The 23,127-nt window shown below is 61.9% G+C and carries 21 protein-coding genes; 8 read left to right on the top strand and 13 right to left on the bottom strand.

What is annotated here, in order from left to right; translation table 11 throughout:
- Positions 1-46 precede the first annotated feature (46 nt).
- Positions 47-901 (top strand): co-chaperone YbbN, encoded by an 855-nt coding sequence (locus tag EKL15_RS08395; protein ID WP_025160052.1) that lies wholly within the window; start codon positions 47-49, stop codon positions 899-901.
- 283 nt (positions 902-1,184) lie between these two features.
- On the opposite strand, the gene cfa is transcribed toward EKL15_RS08395, so the two are convergent.
- From cfa to EKL15_RS08370, 5 genes are all read right to left on the bottom strand, one after another.
- Positions 1,185-2,336 carry a cyclopropane fatty acyl phospholipid synthase gene (gene cfa, locus EKL15_RS08390; protein ID WP_049199945.1) on the bottom strand — a complete coding sequence of 384 codons (1,152 nt, stop codon included), beginning with the start codon at positions 2,334-2,336 and terminating at the stop codon, positions 1,185-1,187.
- A gap of 194 nt (positions 2,337-2,530) precedes the next feature.
- Positions 2,531-3,433 carry a carbamate kinase gene (locus tag EKL15_RS08385; protein ID WP_047025725.1) on the bottom strand — a complete coding sequence of 301 codons (903 nt, stop codon included), beginning with the start codon at positions 3,431-3,433 and terminating at the stop codon, positions 2,531-2,533.
- A gap of 21 nt (positions 3,434-3,454) precedes the next feature.
- Positions 3,455-4,324 carry a DUF2877 domain-containing protein gene (locus EKL15_RS08380; RefSeq protein ID WP_197779370.1) on the bottom strand — a complete coding sequence of 290 codons (870 nt, stop codon included), beginning with the start codon at positions 4,322-4,324 and terminating at the stop codon, positions 3,455-3,457.
- Positions 4,325-4,340: 16 nt separating this feature from the next.
- Positions 4,341-5,606, bottom strand: a complete 1,266-nt coding sequence (locus EKL15_RS08375; protein WP_203089242.1) for a DUF1116 domain-containing protein — start codon at positions 5,604-5,606, stop codon at positions 4,341-4,343.
- A 9-nt stretch (positions 5,607-5,615) separates the two neighbouring features.
- On the bottom strand, positions 5,616-7,283 hold the full coding sequence (locus tag EKL15_RS08370) for an acyl-CoA synthetase FdrA (protein WP_187322090.1): 1,668 nt from the start codon (positions 7,281-7,283) through the stop codon (positions 5,616-5,618).
- 358 nt (positions 7,284-7,641) lie between these two features.
- On the opposite strand from EKL15_RS08370, the gene allD reads away from it, so the two are divergent.
- The 4 genes from allD to allE all read left to right on the top strand — a co-directional run bounded on the left by allD (position 7,642) and on the right by allE (position 12,210).
- Positions 7,642-8,691, top strand: a complete 1,050-nt coding sequence (gene allD / locus EKL15_RS08365) for an ureidoglycolate dehydrogenase (protein ID WP_060420327.1) — start codon at positions 7,642-7,644, stop codon at positions 8,689-8,691.
- A gap of 172 nt (positions 8,692-8,863) precedes the next feature.
- Positions 8,864-10,111 carry an allantoate deiminase gene (allC, locus tag EKL15_RS08360; protein ID WP_047728615.1) on the top strand — a complete coding sequence of 416 codons (1,248 nt, stop codon included), beginning with the start codon at positions 8,864-8,866 and terminating at the stop codon, positions 10,109-10,111.
- A complete protein-coding gene (locus tag EKL15_RS08355; protein WP_043146764.1) occupies positions 10,108-11,367 on the top strand; it encodes an MFS transporter in 1,260 nt (419 codons plus the stop codon). The genes allC and EKL15_RS08355 overlap by 4 nt, the downstream gene beginning before the upstream one ends.
- 57 nt (positions 11,368-11,424) lie before the next feature.
- Positions 11,425-12,210 carry a (S)-ureidoglycine aminohydrolase gene (gene allE, locus EKL15_RS08350; RefSeq protein WP_060423489.1) on the top strand — a complete coding sequence of 262 codons (786 nt, stop codon included), beginning with the start codon at positions 11,425-11,427 and terminating at the stop codon, positions 12,208-12,210.
- A 57-nt stretch (positions 12,211-12,267) separates the two neighbouring features.
- Here the strand turns inward: allE and EKL15_RS08345 are convergent, their stop codons facing one another.
- From EKL15_RS08345 to EKL15_RS08315, 7 genes are all read right to left on the bottom strand, one after another.
- Entirely contained in the window at positions 12,268-13,410 is a 1,143-nt protein-coding gene (locus EKL15_RS08345) for a glycerate kinase (RefSeq protein WP_203089240.1), read from the bottom strand.
- Positions 13,411-13,539: 129 nt separating this feature from the next.
- The gene (locus EKL15_RS08340) at positions 13,540-14,793 is read right to left on the bottom strand and encodes an MFS transporter (RefSeq protein WP_204275857.1); all 1,254 of its coding nucleotides are present in this window, start codon (positions 14,791-14,793) and stop codon (positions 13,540-13,542) included.
- A 254-nt stretch (positions 14,794-15,047) separates the two neighbouring features.
- Positions 15,048-15,929, bottom strand: a complete 882-nt coding sequence (gene glxR, locus EKL15_RS08335; protein WP_033647242.1) for a 2-hydroxy-3-oxopropionate reductase — start codon at positions 15,927-15,929, stop codon at positions 15,048-15,050.
- A 10-nt stretch (positions 15,930-15,939) separates the two neighbouring features.
- On the bottom strand, positions 15,940-16,719 hold the full coding sequence (gene hyi / locus EKL15_RS08330; RefSeq protein ID WP_033647243.1) for a hydroxypyruvate isomerase: 780 nt from the start codon (positions 16,717-16,719) through the stop codon (positions 15,940-15,942).
- Positions 16,720-16,730: 11 nt separating this feature from the next.
- Positions 16,731-18,512 (bottom strand): glyoxylate carboligase, encoded by a 1,782-nt coding sequence (gene gcl, locus EKL15_RS08325; protein WP_033637372.1) that lies wholly within the window; start codon positions 18,510-18,512, stop codon positions 16,731-16,733.
- 119 nt (positions 18,513-18,631) lie between these two features.
- Positions 18,632-19,447 (bottom strand): HTH-type transcriptional repressor AllR, encoded by an 816-nt coding sequence (allR, locus tag EKL15_RS08320; protein WP_038875050.1) that lies wholly within the window; start codon positions 19,445-19,447, stop codon positions 18,632-18,634.
- A 70-nt stretch (positions 19,448-19,517) separates the two neighbouring features.
- On the bottom strand, positions 19,518-20,003 hold the full coding sequence (locus EKL15_RS08315; protein ID WP_033647245.1) for an ureidoglycolate lyase: 486 nt from the start codon (positions 20,001-20,003) through the stop codon (positions 19,518-19,520).
- Between the two features lie 353 nt (positions 20,004-20,356).
- Here EKL15_RS08315 and allS point away from each other — a divergent pair, with 353 nt between their 5' ends.
- The 3 genes from allS (at position 20,357) to EKL15_RS08300 (ending at position 22,713) form a co-directional block, all read left to right on the top strand.
- A complete protein-coding gene (gene allS, locus EKL15_RS08310) occupies positions 20,357-21,271 on the top strand; it encodes an HTH-type transcriptional activator AllS (protein ID WP_203089239.1) in 915 nt (304 codons plus the stop codon).
- A 72-nt stretch (positions 21,272-21,343) separates the two neighbouring features.
- Positions 21,344-22,249, top strand: a complete 906-nt coding sequence (locus EKL15_RS08305) for an SPFH domain-containing protein (protein WP_004940203.1) — start codon at positions 21,344-21,346, stop codon at positions 22,247-22,249.
- A 2-nt stretch (positions 22,250-22,251) separates the two neighbouring features.
- Entirely contained in the window at positions 22,252-22,713 is a 462-nt protein-coding gene (locus tag EKL15_RS08300) for an NfeD family protein (protein WP_025301808.1), read from the top strand.
- Here EKL15_RS08300 and cueR read toward each other — a convergent pair.
- The gene (gene cueR / locus EKL15_RS08295; RefSeq protein WP_100396200.1) at positions 22,710-23,111 is read right to left on the bottom strand and encodes a Cu(I)-responsive transcriptional regulator; all 402 of its coding nucleotides are present in this window, start codon (positions 23,109-23,111) and stop codon (positions 22,710-22,712) included. The two genes, EKL15_RS08300 and cueR, sit on opposite strands and share 4 nt — an antisense overlap.
- Between the last annotated feature and the right edge of the window lie 16 nt (positions 23,112-23,127).

Raw genomic sequence — 23,127 nt, 5'->3', positions numbered from 1 at the left:
GCCCCCATCTACACCCCATGGCTCCGCACGATCAGAGAGAAAAAAGATGCTAGCTCAAGCTGTTGTTGATATTAACGAAACTAACCTGCACCAGACGCTGGAACAATCGATGTCCATTCCGGTGCTGTTCTACTTCTGGTCCGAGCGCAGCCAACACTGCCTGCAGCTCACGCCGGTGCTGGACAAGCTGGCGGCGGAATACGCCGGTCAGTTTATTCTGGCCAAGGTGGACTGCGACGCCGAACAGATGATCGCCTCCCAATTCGGGCTGCGCTCCATTCCGACGGTCTACCTGTTCAAAGACGGCCAGCCGGTCGACGGCTTCCAGGGCCCGCAGCCCGAAGAAGCGATCCGCGACTTGCTGCAGCGTTTCCTGCCGAAGGAAGAAGACCTGAAACTGGCGCAGGCGCAGGAACTGCTGGCCGCCGGCAACGCCGCCGAAGCGCTGCCGCTGCTGAAAGACGCCTGGCAGAGTAGCCAACAGCGCAGCGACATCGGCCTGACCCTGGCCGAAACCCAGATCGCGCTCAGCCGCAGCGAAGACGCCGAAGCGGTGCTGGCAACCATCCCGCTGCAGGATCGCGATACCCGCTATCAGGGCCTGGTGGCGCAGATTGAACTGTTGAAGCAGGCGGCGGACACCCCGGAAATCCAACAGCTGCAACAGCAGGTGCAGCAGCAGCCGGACAACGTCGAGCTGGCAGTGCAGCTGGCGCTGCAGCTGCATCAGGTCGGGCGTAACGAAGAAGCGCTGGAGCTGCTGATGGGGCATCTGAAGAAAGATCTGGCCGCCGCCAACGGCAACGCGCGCAAGACTCTGATGGACATTCTGGCCGCGCTCGGCACCGGCGACGCGCTGGCCGCTAAGTATCGCCGCCAGCTGTACTCCCTGCTGTACTGATATACCCTTCGTCTTTCCAGCCGCATCGTTATCGGCTGCACGTTCGAACCCCAGTCACTTAGTTATCTAAGCTCCTGGGGTTTGTCACGTTTGCCGCCTGGACGCAACTGGAAATCCATTGGGTATATCTGTTGTCCCAAAGTAAATATTGAAGGGTATCCCCTAAATAGTTCGAGTTGCATCAAGGCGGCAAGTTTGTAAGTCCCCGGGAGCTTACTCAAGTAAGCGAGCGGGGCGCGCAAACGCAGCCAACACAGATGCAGCTTGAAATATGACGGGGATATCAGCGATAGACCCGCACCCCACCTTCCACGCCCGCCGGGCTGAACAACACCTGCCACAGCTGAATGTTGCGCGAACGGAACGCGCCGGCGCAGGCGTTCAGGTAATAAGTGAACATGCGTTCGAAGCGCTCGGAATAGCCGCCGGCCAACTCTGGCCACGCCCGTTTGAAGTTCTCCAGCCAGGCCATCAGCGTGCGATCGTAATCGGCGCCAAAGTTGTGCCAATCCTCCATCACAAAACGCCCTTCGCTGGCCTCGGCGATATGCCGCACCGAAGGCAGGCAGCCGTTGGGAAAGATGTATTTGTCTATCCAGGCGTCGACGTTGAGATCGGTCTGATTGGAACCGATGGTGTGCAGCAGGAACAGGCCGTCGGGCTTCAGGTTGCGCGCCGCGACGCTGAAATAGGTCTCGTAGTTTTTCGGCCCGACGTGCTCGAACATGCCGACCGACACGATGCGATCGAACTGGCGATCCAGATCGCGGTAGTCCTGCAGCAAGATCTCGACGTCCAGCCCGGCGCAGCGTGCCTGCGCCAGCTTCTGCTGCTCGGCGGAAATGGTCACGCCGTGCACCGAGACGCCGTAGTTTTGCGCCGCAAACTGCGCCAACCCGCCCCAGCCGCAGCCGATATCCAGCAGCGTCATGCCCGGTTTCAGCTGCAGTTTTTCGCAGATCATCCGCAGCTTGGCCTGCTGCGCCTGCTCGAGCGTCTGCGCCTCTTTCCAGTAGCCGCAGGAGTATTGCATGTAAGGATCGAGCATCGCCCGGAACAGGTCGTTGCCGATGTCGTAGTGCTCTTTGCCCACCTGCCAGGCGCGCTTGCGCGATTGGCGGTTGAACAGCCGGGCATAGGCAACGCGCGCGATGTCGCTCAGGCTTTTCGGCAGCCGCTCATCGACGCCGGCCTGCAGAATGCGGGTGAACAGCATGTCCAGCCGTTCGCACTCCCACCAGCCGTCCATATAGCCTTCGCCAAAACCGAGCGAGCCTTCCTGCAAAATGCGTTTGAACAACGCCGGGTTGTGCACCCGGATATCCCAGGCGCGCGGGCCGTTGATGGCGACGCCGGCTTCCGCCAACATCTCCTCCACAATGCGATACCAGCGATCCTTCTTCTGGGCGAGTTCATCAACACTGAGCGAATCCATAACAATCCTTGGCCGAAATGTCATTTCAAAAAGCATAGTCGCAAATAAAAATGACAAATTTTTGACGGTAAATACGGGGGTGTTTTTACTCTAGCCAAGGCGAGCAACATCATGAAATGAATAAAAATTATTGAAATCATGCCATTTAGGCATACTTATCCGCGCCAGCGCGGGCGCGGATAAACCGACGGCGGCTAAGGCAAAATAGAGGTGCCGGCCTGGCCCGCCAGCACCGCGTCGATATCCTGCAGGCCACCGATATGGGCCGTCCGCCCGGTGCGATCGACGAAGCGGCTGACCGCCATGATCTTCGGCCCCATGGCGCCGTCCGCCACCGCCATCGGCGCCAGTTCCTGCGTGGTGGCGCGCCGGATAGCGCGCTGGCGCGGCGTGCCCCACTCCTGGTACACCGCGTCGGCATCGGTGAGGATCACCAGATGATCGGCCCCCACCTGCTCCGCCAACAGCGCCGCAGCCAGATCTTTGTCGATCACCGCTTCGCTGCCCGTCAGCCCATGCTCGCCGGCGATCATCGGGATACCGCCGCCGCCGTTGCAGATCACGATGTGCCGCTGCGACAGCAGCAGCGTGATCGCCTCGATGTCGAGGATCTTTTGCGGCGCCGGCGAAGGCACCACCCGGCGGATGTAGTTGCCGTCCGCCTTCAGCGTCCAGCCGTATTTGGCCTCCAGCGCCTGCCGCTGTTCCGGCGCATACACCGGCCCGATGAACTTGCTCGGCGCCTGATAATCCGCATCCTGCGCATCCACCAGCACCCGCGTCAGCAGCGTGGACACCGGCTGCTGCGGATGGCTGGCGCTCAGCTGCTGCGCCAGCATATAGCCGATCATGCCCTGGCTTTCGGCCACCAGAATATCCAGCGGATAAGGCGGCACATCGCGGTACGCCAGGTTCTGCAACGCCAGCAGCCCCACCTGCGGCCCGTTGCCGTGTACGATGGCAATGCGGTATTTCTGCGCCAGCTTGCCGATGGCGTCGGCGATAAGGGCGATGCTCTTATACTGATTTTCCGCAGAGAGCACGGCTCCGCGCTGCAATAGGGCGTTGCCGCCCAACGCAATGACCAAGGTTTTCATGGTTTGCACCCGTAGTTGAAATCATACCGTCCCGGCCGGATCCGCGATCCGGCCCTCGTGTTCACACCGCGCGCCGCACAGTGCGTTAATCGTCGTCACCCCCAGCCACACGCCCAGCAGCGTGTCCGCTCCCGAGAAGTGCCCCAGGCTCAGCACCGCCGCCACCGCCGCCGATACGCCTTCAGGCGCCCGCAGCCCCTGCGCCAACGCATGCAGCGGCGTGGCGAACAGGCCCTGCTCGGCGTAACGCAGGTAGTGCGCGCTCACCAGCGTGGTCAGCGCGTCCAGCGGTGGCGTCTGGGCGAAAAACGGCGCCAGCCCGCTAACCGGGATGCGGCTGTCGAGGTGGGCGCTCAGCAGCAGGCCGAGCAAGGTGTCGTCGTTGCTCGGCGTCAGCCCCGGCCCCTTGCCCAGCGCCTGGTGCCAGTCGACCGTGTCGCCCCGCAGCCAACGGGAAAAATCCCGCACCAGCGCGGCCGGCTCCGGCGTTAACGGCTGCCTCACCAATCGGCCCAGCTCGCCGTGCAACCCGCACTGCGCCGTGCAGCGCTGCAATACCGCCGTCAGCGGCCGATCGGCAATGGCCGCACGCGGCGCCAGCGCCAGATCCCGCGCCGCCGCGGCGGGCCGCACCAGGAGCGCATCCAACGTGATGCCTGCGGCGGAGAAAGCGCAGCGTCGTACGGACGGCACCGCACGCCGCACGCGATCGAAATCCCGCGCGCCGAGCTGCCACCCCATCGGGCTCAGGCCGCTGCCGGCGCGGTGCAGCGTCAGCAGCCATGCGTTTTCCGTCAGGAAATTGATCGCGTTGTTGAAGCTGCCGACGCAGCGCAGCGCGCCGTAATCCTGCGTCGCATGGCGGCTGCCGGCCAACGCGATAATGTCCATATGCGCCTCCGTTCGCTTACGCCGTAATGCCGAGCTTGTCGGCCAGCGCTTCGATCGCTTTCTCGAAGCAGCCGAGCGGTGCACGCACCGTACCGGCGCCAATTTGCCCGACCCCGGCTTCGCGGTGGGCGATGCCGGTGTTGATCAGCGGCGTGATGCCGGTTTCCACCACCCGCCGGGCATCCAGCCCCAGGCAGGCGCCCTGGAAGTCCCAGGTCGGGATCTGCAGCATCATGTTGCGCTCGAGGTAGATTTCCGCCATTTCCTCGGAGATGTCGGTGGCGGCGCTCATGCCGCCGGAAGCCCCGACGAAGCGCGTCACGCCCGGTGCCGCCACTATCGCCGCGCCGCCAATGCCGAAGGTTTCGGTGATCGCGCTGTCGCCGATGTCCGGGTTGGCGTCTGCCTGGCTGAAGCCGGAGAAGAACAGCCCTTCCGGCGTGTTCACCGGCGCGGTGAACCAACGATCGCCCATCCCGCTGATCTTGATGCCGAAATTCTTGCCGTTGCGGGTCATTACCGTGACGATGGTGCCCTGCTCAATCTCCGCCCCGGCGTCCATCGCCGCCTTGCAGTAGGCCATCGCCAGATTGAGGAAGAACTGATCGGTGATGCTGAGGAACTGCATCACCTGCGCCAGCTCCGCCTTATCGCGCGGCAGCAGGCTGATCTCCGGCGCCAGCCTGCGCATCAGCAGCGCCGAGGCCGCGATATTGCGCTGGTGGAATTCGTCCCCCATGCTGATCGCCTGCGCCATCAGCGCGGTCAGATCGATCCCTTCCTCCAGCGTCGCCAGCACCGCTTTCAGCACCGGGGCCAGCGAGTCGCGCATCCAGCGCAGGCGCTGCTGCACGTCCTCGCCGTAGGCGCCGAAGCGCATCACTTTGCCGATGCCTTCGTTCATGTTGCAGTAGGCGTAATTGCCGTGAACGGTGTTCCTGACCACCACCATCGGCATGTGGGCCGAGGTGATGCCGCCCATCGGCCCCACCGCGCTCACGCTGTGGCACGGGATAAACTCGATTTCCCCCTGCGCCAGCAGCGCCAGCGCCTGCTGCTCATCCTGCGCCCAGCCTTCGAACAGGCAGGCACCGATGCAGGCGCCGCGCACCGGGCCGCTCATCTCTTGCCAGGTGACCGGCGGGCCGGCATGCAGCAGCTTGCGCCCTTCGGCCAGCTGCGGGATCAAGCGGTGCGCCAGATCCACATCCTGCCAGTGCGGGCGCGCCTCGCGGATACGGGCGATAACGGCGGCGTTTGCTTGCTCAATCGTTGCGTACATAGCGGTTCCTTACTTTAATTTTTTCAAGATGTTGGCTAATCGTTGATCGCCACCGGCTACCGGCGCCCACTGGTAATGCACCACCGGAATGTCGCTGGTTTGCAGGTCATCGGCGAAGCTGCGCAGCCCGGCGTTGATCACCGCGACGCCGTCCAGCAAGGCCGGCCGTTCGCGTTCGGGTGCGGGTAAGACGGGGGTAATCAGCTGATGCGCCAGCGCGACCGCCGCCGGCAGCGACGGCATCACCGCGATGCCGGCTTCCTGCAGGGTGGCGATTTGCCGCGAGCGCTGCTGCGGATCCTGTTCGGTGCCGGTGACGGTGGCGATTGCCGCCAGCGGGTGGGCCGCGCCGCGCGCCGCGCGCACGTTGGCCACCTCAGCCGCCAGCGACGCCGCCGGATCGTCCTGAGCGCCGAAGCCGATCACCACGTCCAGCAGCAACACGCCAGTCTGCGGCTGCTGCGCCAGGCGGGCGATTTCTTGATTGCGGGCGGTCGGGTCAATCATCGGGTGCGGGCGCCCCTGGGTATAAAAGTCATCGCCCATGTCGATAATGCGATGGCCGTCGGCCACCAGCATGGCGCCGCGCGGGTGTTCGCTATCCACCGGCAGGGACAGTTTTTCCGCCAGCAGCATCGCGCATTCGGCCGCCAGCGTGCCGCCGGCGTACAGCCCGGCGATTTTGCCGCCGGGGACCGCTGGCTGCTGCGCCGCCTGTTGCTGCACGCAGCCCAGCATCGCCGCCAGCCGCGCCGCTTCATCCAGCGTGGCGGCGAACGTGATGTTGCCCTCCTGGCGCACGGCGGACTGCGCGCCGAGGAACAGCGCCACCACCGGCTTGCCGAGCGCTTTCATCTCGTCGATCACCCGTTGGCGCACCTCGGGTGCCGGCGGTTTGGACACGAACGCCAGCACAAGACTCTGCGGATCCGCTGCCAGCATGCGCAGCGCGCTGATGGCGCTGATGCCGCCGATCTCCGCCGTCAAATCCCGCCCGCCGAGGCCAATGGCGTGCGAGATGCCCTGGCCTGCCAGGGTAATTTGCGAAATAAGCTCCTGAATGCCGGTGCCGGAGGCGCCCACTACGCCGATAGAGCCGGCGGGCGCCACGTTGGCGAACGCCAGCGGCGCGCCGGCGATGCAGGCGGTGCCGCAGTCCGGCCCCATCACGATCAGCCCGCGCTCGCGCGCCTTGGTTTTCAGCGCCACTTCCTGCGCCACGCTGACGTTGTCGGAGAACATCATCACGTTGCAGCCGTCTTCCAGCGCGCTATCCGCCAGCTCCGCCGCGTATTCGCCGGCGATCGAGATCAGTGCCAGATTGGCGGCGGGCAGCTTCTGCCTGGCGGTGCGCCAGCTACGTGCCCGCAGCAGTTTTTTGCCGCCCTGGCCCCCCTGCGCAATCGCCTTGAGCGCCGTCTCCAGCGCCGCGCCGATCTCCTCGGCGATCGTCTCGTCGGCGGACTCCGCTTTGATCGCCACGCAAATATCGTTCGGCGTCGCTTCGCTAAACTGCGGGTGCCAGAAACCGGTCACCTCCAATAAGGACTTATTGGCCGGTGTCCCCATCATGACGGATATTTCCTCGACCTTGGGAGATTCACTGAGTTTGCGGGAGATCAACATCAGGCTGACGGAATCCTGAAAGCTCCCCTTTTTAATAAAAGCATGGATCATGGTGATATCCTTAAGACAGCATTTAATAATATCGGCAATATTTCCCGCACCGGCGGCGCGGCGATGCATTGAATCCAGCGAAAAGGTTAATGATCAAGCTACAAATTAAAACCACGCCCAGAGGTGAGTACGGTCACACTTTATCTATTGTTAGGAAAAATAACTTAATCGCCTGAATATTAGTTAATCCAGACGAAAAAAAGCATTTATAAAAAAACTTCTAACAATGGCGATTTAATTCAACGAATTTTTAATCCAATCGGATAAAACGCATCTGGATCACATTATTCCCACCCGGTATTTATACATTACAACGCAGAGGCGAATTAAATAAACCGTAGTGATAAAAGGACTGTATATGAAGGTCTCTAAACAACAATTACATCAGCTTATCCAGCAAAAAATTCACGCCGCCGGCCTGAGCCAGGAACACGCCGGCATCGTCGCCGACGTGCTGGTTCATGCCGATGCGCGCGGCATTCATTCTCACGGCGCGGTCAGGGTCGAATACTATTCCGAACGCATCAGCAAAGGCGGCACCAACAATCACCCGCATTTCACCTTTGAAAAAACCGGCCCCTGCAGCGCCATTTTCGACGGCGACAACGGCGCCGGGCACGTGGCGGCCAAGCTGAGCATGGATCGCGCCATCGAGATGGCGAAAGAGAACGGCGTGGCGGTGGTGGGCGTGCGCCGCATCGGCCACAGCGGGGCGCTGTCGTACTTCGTGCAGCAGGCGGCGCGCGCCGGCATGGTCGGCATTTCGCTGTGCCAGTCCGATCCGATGGTGGTGCCGTACGGCGGCGCCGAGGTCTACTACGGCACCAACCCCATCGCCTTCTCCGCGCCGGGTGAAGGCGACGAGCTGATCACCTTCGATATGGCCACCACCGTGCAGGCCTGGGGCAAAGTGCTGGACGCCCGCTCGCGCAACGCCGCCATCCCGGATACCTGGGCGGTGGACGCCGAGGGCAAGCACACCACCGATCCGTTCGCCGTCAGCGGGCTGCTGCCGATCGCCGGGCCGAAAGGCTACGGCCTGATGATGATGGTCGACGTGCTATCGGGCATTTTGCTCGGCCTGCCGTTCGGCAAACACGTCAGCTCGATGTATCACGATCTCAGCGCCGGCCGGGAATTGGGCCAATTGCATATCGTGCTGAACCCGGGTTATTTCACCAACGAATCCGCATTCCGTAAAAATATCAGCCAGGTCATGAAAGAATTGAATTCCGTGAAGCCGGCGCCGGGCGTCAGCAAAGTGCTTTATCCAGGGCAGAACAGCCATGCGCGTGAAATGGAAAGCGAGAAAAACGGCATCGAAATCGTCGACGATATTTATCAATACTTAATTTCAAATGCTATTTACCAGCGTTCTTACGACCATAAAGATCCCTTCGCCAGTTAACGCACTCTTATTATCGTGGGCTTTTTACGCCGCGGCTCGCGGTTGAAATGTCAGAGCCGGGGAGAAAAAAGAAAACCTTCATCAGCGCGCTCAGCGCAATAGGCCGGCCGGCGGCGAATAGCATCAGCCCTGGCCGCATCGCCGCTGAGACACAACATGCGGGCAGGTAAACATGAAAGACTTCCAACAAGAAATCCGTGATATTTCCGGCTGGTTATCGAAAATCGGCGCCGACCCCAGCGGCGGCATGACGCGTCTGCTTTATACCCCGGAATGGATCGAAGCGCAGCACGCGTTGAAAAACGCCTTCGAGGCCGCCGGGCTGAACACCCATTTTGATGCGGTCGGCAACCTGTTCGGCCGACTGGAGGGCAGCAAATACCCCGACCAGGTGATTCTCTCCGGTTCGCACATCGACACGGTGGTCAACGGCGGCAACCTCGACGGCCAGTTCGGTATCGAAGCCGCCTTCATGGCGATCAAACACCTCAAAGACACCTACGGCCCGCCGCTGCGCAGCCTGGAAGTCATCGCGCTGGCGGAAGAAGAAGGCAGCCGCTTCCCTTATGTGTTCTGGGGCAGCAAGAACATCGTCGGCCTGGCCCGGCGGGAAGACGTGCAGCACATTACGGACGCCAAGGGCGTCGGCTTCGTCAACGCCATGCGCGACGCCGGTTTCGATTTCCCTCCGCCGCATCAGCCGCTGCGCAGCGACATCGCGGCCTTCGTCGAGATCCACATCGAGCAGGGCAAGGTGCTGGAAACCGAAGGCAAAACCATCGGCGTGGTGACCAGCATCGTCGGCCAACGGCGCTATGACGTGCGTCTGCAGGGCGAAGCCAACCACGCCGGCACCACCCCGATGAGTTACCGCCGGGATACCGTGCACGCCTTCAGCCGCATCTGCTGCGAATCGATCGCCAAGGCGCGCGCCGAGGGCGATCCGCTGGTGCTGACCTTCGGCAAGGTGGAGCCGAAGCCGAACACCGTCAACGTGGTGCCGGGCTTCACCCACTTCACCCTCGACTGCCGCCACACCGATCAGGCCGCGCTGCTGCGCTTCACGCAGGAGATCGAGCAGGATATCCAGCGCATCTGCGCCGAGATGGGCATCGAGGCCGAGATCGATCTGTGGATGGACGAAGCGCCGATCCCGATGAACGAACAGCTGGTGGCCTGCGTCAGCCGCCTGTGCGAAACGCAGCGGCTGAATTACCGCATGATGCACAGCGGTGCCGGACACGACTCGCAAATCTTCGCCCCGCGCGTGCCGACGGTGATGATGTTCGTGCCGAGCATCGCCGGTATCAGCCATAACCCGGCGGAAAAAACCGCCGTCGCCGATCTGAACGAAGGGGTGAAAATCCTGGCGCAGACGCTGTATCAGCTGGCCTACACCGAACAGGGGGCCGAGGCATGAGCAACGACATCGACCCGCGCTACTGGAAAAAGATCGTCGTCGTGCTCTGTCTGGGCTGGGCGGTGATCTGGATCTATCGCACCGTCCTGACGCCGATCTTCCCCGAGATCCAACAAACCATCGGCGCGCACTCCAATGCGGAAATGGGGCTGATCGCCAGCTTCTACTTCTTCGCCTACACCGGGATGCAGATCCCGGCGGGCATCCTGGTGGACAAATTCGGCAAGAAGGTGGTGCTGATCCCGGGCTTCTGCCTGTTCATCATCGCCACGCTGCTGATCGGCAACGCCACCAGCCTGACCATGGTCTATGCCGGCAGCCTGCTGGCGGGCATGGGCTGCGGCTCTTATTACGGCTCGGCCTACTCCCTGTCGTCGGAGAATATCCCGCTGGAACGCCGTGGCCTGGCGACCGCGGTGATCAACAGCGGCTCGGCGCTCGGCATGGCCATCGGCCTGATCGCCTCCAGCCTGCTGGTGAAAAGCTTCAACATGAACTGGCAGATCATGCTGTTCATCATCACCGGCCTGCTGGTGGTGATGACGCTGGTGTTCGCCGTGGTCATCAAAGGCTCGCAGCCTCAAGCCCCGGCGGCCGTCAGCCAGACCGCTGCGCCGACGGCTGCCGAGCCCGAAGAGGACGGCCAGGCCAGCGGCCTGTTCAGCCTGCGCATGATCTCCGCCTACGCAATGTACTTCGCCACCTGCTACGGCTACTACATGATAGTCACCTGGCTGCCCTCGTTCCTGCAGCAAGAGCGCGGCTTTGAAGGGGTGGCCATCGGCTTCTCCTCCGCCCTGGTGGCGTTCGCGTCGGTGCCGGGCGCGCTGTTCTTCAGCCGCATGTCCGACCGTTTCCGCAACAAGAAGGTGCAGCTGATCATTTTCCTCGAGCTGTGCGCGGCGGTGATGCTGGTTTGCACCGTCATTTCGCCGGACTCCACCATGCTGCTGATCAGCCTGATCCTGTACGGGTTGCTGGGTAAGCTGGCGGTCGATCCGATCATGATCTCCTTCGTCGCCGACAACGCGCCGAAGAAAGGCTATGGCACCAGCTTCGGCGTGTTCAACTTCTTCGGCATGTCCTCGTCGGTGATCGCCCCCTTCCTCACCGGCGTGATCTCCGACAGCACCGGCTCCAAGGTGATGGGCTTTTACATCTCCGCCGCCATCCTGCTGGTGGGCACCGCCATTTTCTTCACCGTCAACGTCTTGATGAAACGCACTACGGCAGCCCGAACGGCCACCGAGGCCTGACGGCGCTTTTTTACCGGGCGCCGCCGCGGCGCCCTTTCAACGATCAGGAGAATCAACGTGGGTTACTTCAACAATCAAACCGGTTATCCAACCGACATTCTGTCAACGCGCGCCATCATCAAACGCGGCAACTATGCGCTGATCCCGCCGAACGGCCTGGTGCGCAACGTCATTCCCGGTTTTGAAAACTGCGACGTCACCATCTTGTCGACGCCGAAACTGGGTGCCACCTTCGTCGATTATCTGGTGACGCTGCACGACTGCGGCCGCAACACCAAAGGCTTTGGCGGCGAAGAGCTCGAAACCTTCGTGTACGTCATCGACGGCGCCATCACCGCTTCCGCCGACGCCACCGACTACCCGCTGACCGCCGGCGGCTACCTTTACTGCCCGGCGGGCGTCACGATGCGGTTGGAAAACGCCAACGGCGGCCAATCCAGCCGCCTGTTCCTCTACAAGCGCCGCTATCAGCGCATCAAGGGTTACGAGGCGCACGTGGTCAGCAACAACGTCGCCAACCTGGAGCAGATCCACTACGAGGGCATGAGCGAGGTGATCCTGCAGGATCTGCTGCCGAAAGATCTGGGCTTCGACATGAACATGCACATCCTCTCCTTCGCCCCCGGCGCCAGCCACGGCTACATCGAGACCCACGTGCAGGAGCATGGCGCCTACATTCTCAGCGGTGCCGGCGTGTACAACCTGGACAATGAATGGATGCCGGTGAAGCAAGGCGACTACATCTTCATGGGCGCCTATGTGCAACAGGCGGGCTATGCGGTGGGCCAGGAAACCTTCAGCTACATCTACTCCAAGGACTGCAACCGCGACGTCGAGCCGTAAGCGCTTCGCCGCCAAAACCAAGGCCACCTGCTCGCGCAGCGTGGCCTTCTTTTTTATTTATCCCAATCGCCGGCCGATGCGCATCGCGCGGGCGACGTTGGCGGCGCTGCGCTGCAGGTTGAGTTCCCCTTGCGACAGCGCGACCGCCAGCGTACTCAGGCGCGGCAGAATACTGAACATCGCGTCGATCCCCTGCGCGTGCAGCGCCTCCGCCCCGTCCACCACCACGCCGGCCAGCGCGATGACCGGCAGGCCGCGCGCGCGCGCCAGACGAGCGACGCCGGACAGCGCCTTGCCGCCCAGCGTTTGGCTGTCGATGCGCCCTTCGCCGGTGACCAGCAGATCGGCCTCCGCCAGCGCCTGCTCCAGGCCCAGCGCCGCCATCACGATCTCGATGCCCGGCTTCAGCGTTGCGCCGAGAAACACCTGGCAGGCGATCCCCATGCCGCCCGCCGCCCCGCCGCCGGCGACCTGTCGCACGTCGCGGCCGGTACTCTGGCGGATCACCTCGGCATACTGCGTCAGGCCCTGTTCCAACTGCGCCACCATCGCTGCCGTCGCGCCCTTCTGCGGCCCGAACACCACCGCCGCGCCACGCGGCCCCACCAGCGGATTGTCTACGTCGCAGGCGACCTCAATCCGGCACTGCCGCAGGCGCGCATCCAGCGTACTGAGATCGATTCCGCTCAGCGTCGCCAGCTCGCCGCCGCCCCACGGCAGCGCCTTGCCGTCCGGGCGGTAGAAGCGCCCGCCCAGCGCCTGCACCATGCCGACGCCGCCATCCACCGTGGCGCTGCCGCCGATGCCGAGGATCAGGTGGCGAATGCCCTGATCCAGCGCATGCAGGATCAGTTCGCCGGTACCGTAGCTGGTCGCCAGCAGCGGGTTACGGCGCTCGGCCGGCGTCAGCATTAACCCGCTGGCCGCCGCCATTTCGATCACCGCCGTCTTGCCGTCGCCGCTGACGCCGTAAAACGCCGCCACCCGTTCCCCCAGCGGCCCCGTGGCGGCCACGCTCACTTTGCGCCCGCCGGTGGCGGCCACCAGCGCGTCCACCGTGCCTTCGCCACCGTCGGCGATCGGCAGGCAGACGCACTCGGCATCGGGATAAACCTCGTGAAAGCCGCGCGCGATCGCCCGCGCCGCCCGCTCCGCGCTGACGCTTTCTTTAAATGAATCCGGTGCAATAACAATTTTCATGATGCCTCCTTTATTCGAGACGAAATAAAAAATGGCCATGCCTTCCCCCGCTGAAATAATCAGATGAGAAATGCATGGCGAAATAAAATAAAACTGTTGCCGACTATTTAATGAAGATAATGGGAAGTGTTATTTATTGACCCATTTCGCCGGCACGCTGTAGGTTAATATCGCCCCCAGTATCATCATTGTCGACAAGACACACATCGCCGCCAAATTGCTGTGGGTCAGCTGTTTGAAATAGCCGATGATATAAGGCGAAATAAAACCGCCGATATTGGCGATGGAATTGATGAGCGCAATGCCCGCCGCGGCGCAGGTGCCGGTAAAAATGGCGTTCGGCAGGCTCCAGAACAGCGGCGACGGCACCAGGCTCGACGCCACCGCCACGCACAGCGCCGCCATCACCACGTGCTTGTTGTCCGGGAACAGGCCGATAAAGATCAGCGACACCGCGGCGATGCAGAACGGCACGATGATGTGCCAGCGCCGCTCGCGATGCTTGTCCGAACTGCGCGCGGCCACCAGCATCGCCACCACCGCCAGCATGTACGGCAGCATGGTCAGCAACCCGATATCCATCACCGAGGTCACGCCGGTGTCGCGAATGATGGTCGGAACCCAAAACGCCAGCCCGCCCTGGCCCATCACGGTGCAGAAGCAAATCAGCCACATTTTGGTGAACGCGGACGATCTCAGCATGCTTTTCATCGTCCATTCCTGCCCGCCGGCACCGCCCTGGCGCGGCGCGCTCTGCGCCATATCCTCTTTGATCAGCGCCTTCTCCTGCGGGCTGAGCCACTTGGCGCTCTGATAGGTATTATCCAGGAAACAGAAGATGACGACGGCGATCAGCAGCGCGCGCGGGCCGCTGATAAAGAACAGCCACTGCCAGCCGGAGAGGTTCATCAGGCCGTTCATGTGCTCGATGATCCACCCGCACAGCGGGCCGCCGATGATGTTGCTGACCGGGATGCCACACACGAACAGCGCGGTCATCTTGGCGCGCTGGCTGGACGGGAACCACAGCGTCAGATAGAGGATCACGCCGGGGTAGAAGCCGGCCTCCGCCAGCCCCAGCAGGAAACGCGCCAGGTAGAATTGCCAGGGATTGGTGATAAAGATGCTCAGCATCGAAATCGCCCCCCACACCACCATCAGCAGCGCGATGATCTTTCTGGCGCCGTAGCGGCTCAGCAGAATGTTACTGGGTACCCCGGCGATGATATAGCCGATGAAAAACACCCCGGCGCCCAGCCCGTAAACGGCTTCGGCCATCGAGACATTGCCGTTCAGAATATCGGGCATCATTTGAAATTTCGAAAACGAGATCCCAACCCGATCGAGATAACCGACGATATAGCTCACTAATAAAATGGGCATAATGCGCCAGGCGATTTTTCGATATAAACGGTTTTTGTCAGGGGCGGTAAGAATATCTTTATCAATAACAGCATTATCGGTTGCCATATTCAGTGTCTCCTCGGTTGGCATCCTGCTTTTTACTTTTTATTGTGCTGAATCATTTTTTATTGGATTGGCGGGGACCCTCTTTATTTATCATAAAGAGGGCGTTATTAATGTCGAACATCTCTGATTCTAACGATAAGCCGGCAAATCAAATGCCGGGGGTGCTCTTAGCCGGCCACCCGGTGGTTGCCCATGATTTCCAGCGCACGCACCAGCGCGGAGTGATCCAGCTCGCCGTCGCCATTGGCGGCGCAGACGTTGAACAGCTCCTGGCAGGTGGCGGTATTCGGCAGGCTGAGCGCCAGCGCCTTCGCGCCCTGCAGCGCCAGGTTGAGATCCTTCTGGTGCAGCGAGATCCGGAACCCCGGCGCGAACGCCCGCTTGATCATCCGCTCACCGTGCACCTCCAGAATGCGCGACGAGGCGAAACCGCCCATCAGGGCTTCGCGCACCCGGGCCGGATCGGCGCCGGCGCGCGAGGCGAAGACCAGCGCCTCGGAGACCGCTTCGATGGTCAACGCCACGATGATCTGGTTGGCGACCTTGCAGGTTTGCCCGTCGCCGTTGCCGCCGATCAGCGTGATGTTCTTGCCCATCAGCGCCAGCAGTGGCTGCACCCGTTCGAAGGTCGCTTCCTCGCCGCCCACCATGATGGTCAGCGTGCCCTGTTTGGCACCCACTTCGCCGCCGGAAACCGGCGCGTCCAGATACTGGGCGCCCAGCTGGTTGATACGCTGCGCGAATCGCTTGGTCTCCAACGGTGAAATGGAGCTCATGTCCACCACCACTTTGCCGTTCAGCTTGCCGGCGGCGCAGCCGCGTTCACCGAACAGCACCTCTTCCACCTGCGGCGTATCCGGCACCATGATAAAGATCACGTCCGCCTCATCCGCCACCTGCTGCGGATCGCGGCAGGCGATGGCCCCTTGCTGCAACAGTGCCGCCGGCACCTCATGCCGGGTGTGGGCGTAAAGCGTGTGCCCACCCGCCAGCAGTTTTTCCGCCATCGGCGCGCCCATGATGCCCAGACCGATAAATCCCACTTTCATTTTCATCTCCTCAAGACAGGTATTTTTTAATCCATGACAGGCCGCTTTCCGTGGTGGTGAGCGGTTTGTATTCACAGCCGATCCAGCCGCGATAACCCATGCGATCCAGCTGCGCGAAGATAAACTCGCAGTTGATTTCACCGGTGCCCGGCTCGTGCCGCCCCGGATTGTCGGCGACCTGAATGTGGTCGATCTTCGCCAGCAGGCGCTCAAGGGTCTGCGTCAGCTCTCCCTCCATGCGCTGCATGTGGTAAAGGTCGTACTGCAGATACAGGTTGGGGCTGCCGATCGCCTCGATCAGTTCGATCGCCTGCCGGGAGGTTTGCAGGTAGAACTGCGGCATGTCGTAACGGTTGATCGGTTCGATCAGCAGGCGGATATTCTGCCGCGCCAGAGCGTCGGCGGCGTAGCTCAGGTTCTCCTTCACCCGTTCGTCGGTGGCGTGGCGGCCGACGGCGGGATCCGGATTGCCGATCAGGCAGTTGATGCGATCGCAGCCCAGCGCCTGCGCATACTCGATCGCGCGCCCGACGCCGTCGCGGAACTCCGCTTCGCGCCCCGGCAAGCAGGCGATGCCCCGTTCGCCCGCCGCCCAGTCGCCGGCCGGCAGGTTGAACAGCACCTGGCTCAGGCGATGCGCCTCCAGTTCGCTGCGCAGCGCGGCGATCGGGTAGTCATAGGGGAACATGTATTCCACCGCGCTGAAGCCCTGCTCCTTCGCCCGGCGGAAGCGCTGCATGAAATCGACTTCGGTGAACAGCATGGACAGGTTGGCTGAAAATTTCGGCATGGTAAGGTTCCTCAACGGTAATCAAAGAAGTTGACCGAGGTCGGCGCGTCTTCCGGCGTTGCCGCCACCGGTTCGAACTCGTTGACGTTATCCAGCTCGGTGCCCATGGAAATATTGGTGACGCGCTCCAGGATGATTTCCACCACCACCGGCACCCGGTGCTGCTGCATCAGCTCCTGGGCCTGACGAAACGCCGGCGCAATCTCTTCCGGTTTGAACACCCGCAGCGCCTTGCAGCCCAGCCCTTCCGCCACCTTGACGTGATCGACGCCGTACTCGCCAATCTCCGCATTGTTAATGTTTTCAAACGACAGCTGCACGCAGTAATCCATGTCGAACCCGCGCTGCGCCTGGCGGATCAGCCCCAGATAGGCGTTGTTCACCAGCACGTGGATATAGGGCAGTTTGAACTGTGCGCCGACCGCCAGCTCTTCAATCATAAATTGGAAATCATAGTCGCCCGACAGCGCGACCACCTTGCGCTGCGGATCGGCGGCGCATACGCCCAGCGCCGCAGGCAGCGTCCAGCCCAGCGGGCCGGCCTGGCCGGCGTTGATCCAGTGACGCGGTTCGAAAACGTGCAGCATTTGCGCGGCGGCGATCTGCGACAGACCGATGGTGGTGACGTAGCAGGCATCGCGACCAAAGGCGCGGTTCATCTCTTCATACACCCGCTGCGGCTTGACCGGCACGTTGTCGAAGTGGGTTTTGCGCAGCAGCGTTTGCTTGCGCTGCAGACAGGCGGCGCACCAAGCGTCGCGATTCGGCAACTCGCCGCGCTCGAAGCGGCGCTTTGCCGTATCCACCAGCATTTGCAGCGCGATGCGCGCGTCGGAGACGATGCCCAGATCCGGGCAGATCACCCGGCCAATCTGCGTCGGCTCAATATCGATGTGCACCACCTTGCGCCCGGCGGTGTACTTGTCCACCGAGCCGGTGTGGCGGTTGGCCCAGCGGTTGCCGATGCCGAACACCAGATCCGAATCCAGCAGGTTGGCGTTGCCGTAGCGGTGCGAGGTTTGCAGGCCCGCCATGCCCGCCATCAGCGGGTGATCGTCCGGAATGGCGCCCCAGCCCATCAAGGTCGGGATCACCGGCACGTTGCAGATCTCCGCCAACTGCTGCAGCAAATCCGCCGCGTCGGCGTTGTGAATGCCGCCGCCGGCGATGATCAGCGGTTTTTTCGCCGCGCACAGCAGATCCAGCGCTTTGTCGATCTGCGCCTGGGTGGCCGCCGGCTTATAGGCGGGCAGTGAAGAGTAGGTGTCCGGATCGAACTCGATCTCCGCCATCTGCACGTCGAAAGGCAGGTCGATCAGCACCGGGCCCGGCCGGCCGGAGCGCATCAGGTGGAACGCCTGCTGCAGCACGCGTGGCACCAGCGCCGGTTCCTGCACGGTGACCGCCATCTTGGTCACCGGCTTGGCGATCGATTCGATGTCTACCGCCTGAAAATCTTCTTTGTGCAAACGCGCACGCGGCGCCTGGCCGGTGATGCACAGGATCGGGATCGAATCGGCGGAGGCGGAGTAAAGGCCGGTGATCATGTCGGTGCCCGCCGGGCCGGAGGTGCCGATGCACACGCCGATGTTGCCGGCGGCGGCGCGGGTGTAACCTTCCGCCATGTGCGAGGCCCCTTCCACGTGCCGCGCCAGGTAGTGTTTGATGCCGCCGTGCCGCCGCATCGCATCGTAGAACGGGTTGATCGCCGCGCCGGGCACGCCGAACGCGGTGGTGATCCCTTCTTTTTCCAGCACGTGCATTGCCGCGTCTACCGCTCGCATAATTGCCATGTGATGCTCTCCTTAATTTATTGGAAAATTTTTCCAACTTAAAATTGCGGTCAAAAAAACCCGTTTGCTCATCAAACGGGGAGTCTTGCTCCGCGCCGGTTCAGCCCGGCGCGCGACGTTTACGCCTTGCTGCGCGATTCGCCCAGCGCGGCGCTGATGTCTCTGGCCACTTCACCCACCAGTTCGCCCAGCTCCTTGAACCGCTCCTTGCCGACCCGCGAACTCGGCCCGGAGATGGAAATGGCGGCGATCACGTTGTTGTTGCGATCGAAAATCGCCGAAGCCAGGCAGTTCAGGCCAAGCGCGTGCTCTTCATCGTCGATGGTGTAGCCCTGCGCCAGCGACTGATGCAGATCCTTGCGCAGCAGGTTCACGCTGGTCAGCGTCTTGGGCGTGTAGGATTGCAGCCCCGAACGCACGATCAGATCCAGCATCTCCTCTTCCGCCAGCGGGTACAGCAGCGCTTTGCCGGCGCCCGAGGCGTGCAGCGGCAAGCGGCTGCCCAGCGGCGCGCACATGCGCACCATCGCCTGGCACTCGCATTGGCGAATCAGCACCGCGTCGAAATTGTTGCGGATCGCCAGGTTGGCGGTCTCGCCGGACAGCAACATCAGCCGGCGCATGAACGGCCCGGCCACCGATACCACGTCGCGATCGTTCATGTAAGCGGAACCGACGGTGAACGACTGAATGCCGATATGCCACCAGCCCAGCTGTGGATCCTGAAAGACGAATTCCGATTTCTCCAGCACTTTCAACAATCTGAAGGTGGTGGACAGCGGCAGCTCCAGCTTTTCGGACAGCACGGAAACCGACGAACTCCCCCCGGCGTTGGCCAGGTACTGGAGGATCTCCAGCCCGCGATCCAACGCCTGCGCCCCTTTGGTGGCGCCGGCTTCGGTGGCGGGTCGTCCTTTCCTGCGTAATTCGGTCATTCAAGCTTCCTTTGTCAGTAACGGCATGGGTGACGCTATGATAAACGCCCTGCGCGGCGTGCGGCCAGCGCTATGCCAAAACTATGCGATACGGCTCCGGCAAGCGGCTGACCACGCAGTTGTCGGCACCTGCGCGATCGATGGTGAAAAAGTCGGTGACCTTCGCATAAGCAAACAGCGGATGGTGCCAGACATTGCGGTGATAGTTAATTCCCTGCTTGCCGTTGGTGATAAAGGCGCGCAGCGTGCCGATGGGGATGGTTTCGCCCGGTTCGGCGACGATCACCACGAAGCGTTCGCCGTTCATCGGCACAAAGGCCTGCGACGAGAGCGGATGCTTTTCCAACAGGGAAAAGGTCATCGGCAGATCGCAGGGTTCCGCCCGGTTGATGCTGGCCAGCACCCGGTTGCCGTCGGACACCTCTATCTTGGCGAGATCGTGATAACGCTCGGTTTTTCCGTCATTGATATGAAAGAAACGCGAGCCCTCTATCTGCAATACATCGCCGTAAGGCGCAAAGGCCGCCGGCGTTAATTCTTCGATGACTAAATCCATGTGATTCTCCCAAGCGCATGACCCAGACGGCGATTGAACGGCGATATTTCACCCAACGCCTTCACTCTAGACAGCGCGTGGTGAATTTGACAGCATTTTTTTGGAAAATTTTTCCACAACAAGATCACCCGCACACTTTACGATCGAAGAGCCATATTAATTGCTTTAAATCAATGAATTAAAAAACCGCTCAATTCATCATCGGGCAAAATGGGGCGGCGCGCGTTCATCGCTATCGGGTGATTCTGTGACCGGGATCGTGGGGTTGGGCTTTGCCGCTGCCTATCGCGCCGCAACATCAGTAGATTCTTCTCACCGATAACCGAAAAGGCGGTGTCAGCCAAGGACCCCTCATGCTGGATCACGAAACCATTCGTTCGTTTATCAAAGTTGCCGAGTGCCAAAGTTTCTCCCGCGCGGCGGAGCTGCTGCACAAAACCACCGCCACCATCAGCTACCGCATCAAAACGCTGGAAGAGAGCATCGGCACGCAGCTGTTTATCCGCACCACCCGCACCGTCAACCTGACGCCGGCCGGAGAGTATTTGCTGGAGCGCTGCCGCCAGTGGCACACCTGGCTGGACGCCATGCCGGGCGAACTGCGGCAAATCAACGACGGCGTAGAGCACCAGGTGAATATCGTTGTCAACAACCTGCTGTATGACGCCGCCGCCGTGGCCGGGCTGTTGACCCACCTGCACGCCAAATACCCGTTCACCCAATTTCACATTTCCCGCCAGGTGTACATGGGCGTGTGGGACGCGCTGCTGAATGAGGATTGCCATCTGGCGATCGGGGCGGCGGGCAATGAATCGCTGGAAAACAGCATCAAGGTGCTGCCCCTGGGCAAGATCGATTGGGTGTTCGCCATCGCGCCGACGCACCCGCTGGCCGACGCCACCGATCCGCTGAACGAAACGCAGCTGCGCCCTTACGCGGCGATCAACGTCGAAGATACCGCGCGCCATTTGGCCAAGCGCACCGCCTGGCTGCTGTCGGGCCAGCAGGAGATCAAAGTGCCGGACCTGCGCACCAAGCTGGAGTGCCATCTGCGCGGTCTCGGGATCGGTTTCCTTCCGCGCCAGCTGTGCCAAACTTACCTTGATAGCGGCGAGCTGGTGGCTAAGCAGCTCAAATATCCGCGCCAGCCCTCTCCCCTGTCGCTGGCCTGGTCCGATGCTCGCGGCGGTGAGGCGGTGCGTACCCTGATCGGCCTGTTCCAGACGCGGGATCCGCTGATCGCGGGTTTGGTCAGCGCCCTGGATTAAGTCGCGGTAACGGTAGGCATTTTTCCGGCGCTGACGTAATATCTGTTTACATATGTCTGACAGGAGGTTTGCATGCTTACTTTTATTCCCATCGTGATCGTCGTCGCACTGATTGTGGTGTTCGCCGGCGTCAAAATTGTGCCGCAGGGGTTCCAATGGACGGTAGAACGCTTCGGCCGCTACACCAAAACGCTGATGCCGGGCCTGAACCTGGTGGTGCCGTTCATGGACCGCATTGGCCGCAAAATCAACATGATGGAGCAGGTGCTGGACATTCCCTCGCAGGAGGTGATTTCCCGCGATAACGCCAACGTCGCCATCGACGCGGTGTGCTTTATCCAGGTGGTCGATCCGGCGCGCGCCGCCTACGAGGTCAGCAACCTCGAACAGGCGATCGTCAACCTGACCATGACCAACTTCCGTACCGTGCTCGGCTCGATGGAGCTGGACGAAATGCTGTCGCAACGCGACAGCATCAACAGCCGCCTGCTGCACATCGTCGATGAAGCGACCAATCCGTGGGGGGTGAAAATCACCCGTATCGAGATCCGCGACGTGCGGCCACCGGCGGAACTGATCGCCTCGATGAACGCCCAGATGAAGGCCGAACGTACCAAGCGCGCCGACATCCTCGAGGCGGAAGGGGTGCGCCAGGCGGCCATTCTGCGCGCCGAGGGGGAGAAACAATCGCAGATCCTGAAGGCCGAGGGCGAACGCCAGTCGGCGTTCCTGCAGGCGGAAGCGCGTGAACGCGCCGCCGAGGCCGAGGCGCGCGCTACCCAGCTGGTGTCCGACGCCATCGCCAGCGGTAACATTCAGGCGGTGAACTACTTCGTGGCGCAGAAATACACCGACGCGCTGCAGAAGATCGGTTCCTCCAACAACAGCAAAGTGGTGATGATGCCGCTGGACGCCAGCAGCCTGCTCGGCTCGATCGGCGGCATTACCGAACTGCTGAAAGAAAGCAAAGGCAAATAATCATGCTCGAACTGATCGCGGCGAATCCGCTGTGGTTTTGGCTCTCCCTCGGGGGCGTGTTGCTGGCGGCGGAAATGCTCGGCGCCGGCGGCTACCTGCTGTGGAGCGGCGTGGCGGCGCTGTTGGTCGGCGCTCTGATCTGGCTGCTGCCGCCGCTCTCCTGGGCGTGGCAGGGCATGATCTTCGCCGTCCTGACCGTCGTCGTCGCCTACCTGTGGTGGTACTGGCTGCGCCGGCGCCCGGCGGCCGCATCCGGCGGTTCGCCGGTGCTCAACCAGCGCAACCGCCAGCTGATCGGCACCCGCGCTACGCTGACGGAGCCGATGCACAACGGTATGGGGCGCATCAATATCGGCGACAGCAGCTGGCGCGCGCAGGCGGCAGAAGATCTGCCCGCCGGCACCGAAGTAGAAGTGGTGGCGGTGGAAGGCGTCACGCTGGTGATCCGCGCCATCAGCCGTTAATTCGAACGACAACACCCCGCCAGGTTGTTGATGATGGGGCACTCCGCCCCCTCGTCGCCCGGGCATTGGTCGGCCAGCGCCAGCAGGCGCTGGCGCATGTCGCCCAGTTCGCTGATGTGCCTTTCGATCTCCGCCACCTTCTGCAGCGTGCGCGCCTTCACGTCCGCGCTGTGGCGAGCCGGATCGTTGAACAGCGCCACCAGCTCGCGGCACTCGTCCAGGTTGAAGCCCACCTGCCGCGCCTGGCGCAGCAGCGTCAGCTCTTCAACGTGCCTGGCGGAATAGTGGCGATAACCGTTATCGCTGCGGATCGGGGCGGTAATCAGCGCTTTCTCTTCGTAAAAACGAATCGTCTTGCTGGTTAGCCCGGTTTTTTTCGCGACGTCGCTAATATTCATTTTCCCTCCTTGACCT

Origin of the sequence: Serratia sp. 4542 (assembly GCF_016805595.1) — a bacterium.
GTDB lineage: Bacteria > Pseudomonadota > Gammaproteobacteria > Enterobacterales > Enterobacteriaceae > Serratia > Serratia nevei.
Note: the sequence above shows the minus strand (reverse complement) of the source record. Positions and strands in the feature narration are given on the sequence as shown.

Coding starts and splice junctions, on each gene's coding strand:
- EKL15_RS08395 (WP_025160052.1), top strand. CDS start 47: ATGCTAGCTCAAGCTGTTGTTGATATTAACGAAACTAACCTGCACCAG.
- cfa (WP_049199945.1), bottom strand. CDS start 2,336: ATGGATTCGCTCAGTGTTGATGAACTCGCCCAGAAGAAGGATCGCTGG.
- EKL15_RS08385 (WP_047025725.1), bottom strand. CDS start 3,433: ATGAAAACCTTGGTCATTGCGTTGGGCGGCAACGCCCTATTGCAGCGC.
- EKL15_RS08380 (WP_197779370.1), bottom strand. CDS start 4,324: ATGGACATTATCGCGTTGGCCGGCAGCCGCCATGCGACGCAGGATTAC.
- EKL15_RS08375 (WP_203089242.1), bottom strand. CDS start 5,606: ATGTACGCAACGATTGAGCAAGCAAACGCCGCCGTTATCGCCCGTATC.
- EKL15_RS08370 (WP_187322090.1), bottom strand. CDS start 7,283: ATGATCCATGCTTTTATTAAAAAGGGGAGCTTTCAGGATTCCGTCAGC.
- allD (WP_060420327.1), top strand. CDS start 7,642: ATGAAGGTCTCTAAACAACAATTACATCAGCTTATCCAGCAAAAAATT.
- allC (WP_047728615.1), top strand. CDS start 8,864: ATGAAAGACTTCCAACAAGAAATCCGTGATATTTCCGGCTGGTTATCG.
- EKL15_RS08355 (WP_043146764.1), top strand. CDS start 10,108: ATGAGCAACGACATCGACCCGCGCTACTGGAAAAAGATCGTCGTCGTG.
- EKL15_RS08345 (WP_203089240.1), bottom strand. CDS start 13,410: ATGAAAATTGTTATTGCACCGGATTCATTTAAAGAAAGCGTCAGCGCG.
- EKL15_RS08340 (WP_204275857.1), bottom strand. CDS start 14,793: ATGCCCATTTTATTAGTGAGCTATATCGTCGGTTATCTCGATCGGGTT.
- glxR (WP_033647242.1), bottom strand. CDS start 15,929: ATGAAAGTGGGATTTATCGGTCTGGGCATCATGGGCGCGCCGATGGCG.
- hyi (WP_033647243.1), bottom strand. CDS start 16,719: ATGCCGAAATTTTCAGCCAACCTGTCCATGCTGTTCACCGAAGTCGAT.
- gcl (WP_033637372.1), bottom strand. CDS start 18,512: ATGGCAATTATGCGAGCGGTAGACGCGGCAATGCACGTGCTGGAAAAA.
- allR (WP_038875050.1), bottom strand. CDS start 19,447: ATGACCGAATTACGCAGGAAAGGACGACCCGCCACCGAAGCCGGCGCC.
- EKL15_RS08315 (WP_033647245.1), bottom strand. CDS start 20,003: ATGGATTTAGTCATCGAAGAATTAACGCCGGCGGCCTTTGCGCCTTAC.
- allS (WP_203089239.1), top strand. CDS start 20,357: ATGCTGGATCACGAAACCATTCGTTCGTTTATCAAAGTTGCCGAGTGC.
- EKL15_RS08305 (WP_004940203.1), top strand. CDS start 21,344: ATGCTTACTTTTATTCCCATCGTGATCGTCGTCGCACTGATTGTGGTG.
- EKL15_RS08300 (WP_025301808.1), top strand. CDS start 22,252: ATGCTCGAACTGATCGCGGCGAATCCGCTGTGGTTTTGGCTCTCCCTC.
- cueR (WP_100396200.1), bottom strand. CDS start 23,111: ATGAATATTAGCGACGTCGCGAAAAAAACCGGGCTAACCAGCAAGACG.